This window comes from Aliidiomarina sanyensis (genome assembly GCF_003987175.1).
Taxonomy (GTDB): Bacteria; Pseudomonadota; Gammaproteobacteria; order Enterobacterales; family Alteromonadaceae; genus Aliidiomarina; species Aliidiomarina sanyensis.
In genome coordinates, this window is record NZ_PIPM01000037.1 from 1 (window position 1) to 1,244 (window position 1,244).

Consider the following 1,244-nt stretch of genomic DNA (forward strand, 5'->3'; position numbering starts at 1 on the left):
TGATCCGTACCAGTACTTTTGGACACCGAGCTAAGTGAGTAAAATCACTTAACGAGGTGAATCATGAAAGCAAATAAAACACGCAAAGTCCACACACAAGAATTTAAAGCAGAAGCCCTGAAATTAGCTGAAAGAATAGGCGTTGCAGCAGCGGCTAGAGAACTAAAAGTCTACGAATCCCAGCTGTACAGTTGGCGGACTGCGGCGCAAAAAAAATCTAGCACGAGCGCCAGAGAAGCAGAGCAAGCCGCTGAAATTGCTCGATTAAAACGTCAATTAGCTGAACAGGCAGAGGACCTGGCCATATTAAAAAAGGCGGCCACCTACTTCGCGAAGAACCAAAAATAGCCAGATTTGAGTTTATTCTTGAGCACCAGCATCAATTCAGCTTAAAGCGGATGGTGAACGTGCTCAACGTATCGCGTAGTGGGTATTATGCCTGGCGGAAACATGGTCAGACAGTCAATCCTCGAGAGCAGCGTCAAATTGAGCGAGACGAGGCGATTAAGCAGGCATTTATTGACTCGAAAGAGCGCAGCGGCGCTCGGCGTATCCAAGTGGATTTGGCAGAGCTCGACATGACACCCGACATCAAAACTATTCGCAATAGTATGATACGCCAGGGCTTTGTACCTAAGGCTGCACGTAAATTTAAGGTCACCACGGACAGTAAGCACAATCAGCCTGTGGCGCCAAACTTGCTGGAGCAAGATTTTACGGCAAGTGCTCCGAATCAAAAGTGGGTTGGCGATATCACGTATTTATTCACTAGTGAGGGCTGGCTGTACCTAGCGGTAATCATCGATTTATATTCACGCTCGGTTGTTGGCTGGTCGATGAGTAACCGAATGACCGCAACGTTGGTGTGTGATGCTCTGAAAATGGCTTTATTTCGCAGAGGCTTTCCCGAAGGGATCATTGTTCACAGCGACCGAGGTAGTCAATATTGTTCAAGCGATTATCGAGATTTAATTAAAAAACATAGACTTACTCAGAGTATGAGCCGAAAAGGAAATTGTTGGGATAATGCCTGTGCCGAAAGCTTCTTTCACTCATTAAAGGTAGAAGCCTTGCAGGACGAGCCCATCATGGATCGAGAGAATATGCGCCGAGCAGTCTTTGAGTACATCGAAGTTGATTACAACAAGACAAGAAGGCATAGTGCTATTGGCTATCTCAGCCCAGAGAACTTTGAATTAAAAAATAGTGCTTAGCAAAGTGTCCACTTTTAGTGGTACGGATCA

The 1,244-nt window shown here is 45.8% G+C and carries 1 protein-coding gene; it reads left to right on the plus strand.

Going from position 1 to position 1,244, the window contains the following annotated elements; translation table 11 throughout:
- Positions 1-63: 63 nt before the first annotated feature.
- Positions 64-1,214 (plus strand): IS3 family transposase gene (locus CWE11_RS11960; RefSeq protein ID WP_126777854.1). Its coding sequence is split into 2 segments (ribosomal slippage): positions 64-307 and positions 307-1,214, totalling 1,152 coding nucleotides; the frame shifts between segments, so codons are not numbered across the junction.
- Positions 1,215-1,244: the final 30 nt, after the last annotated feature.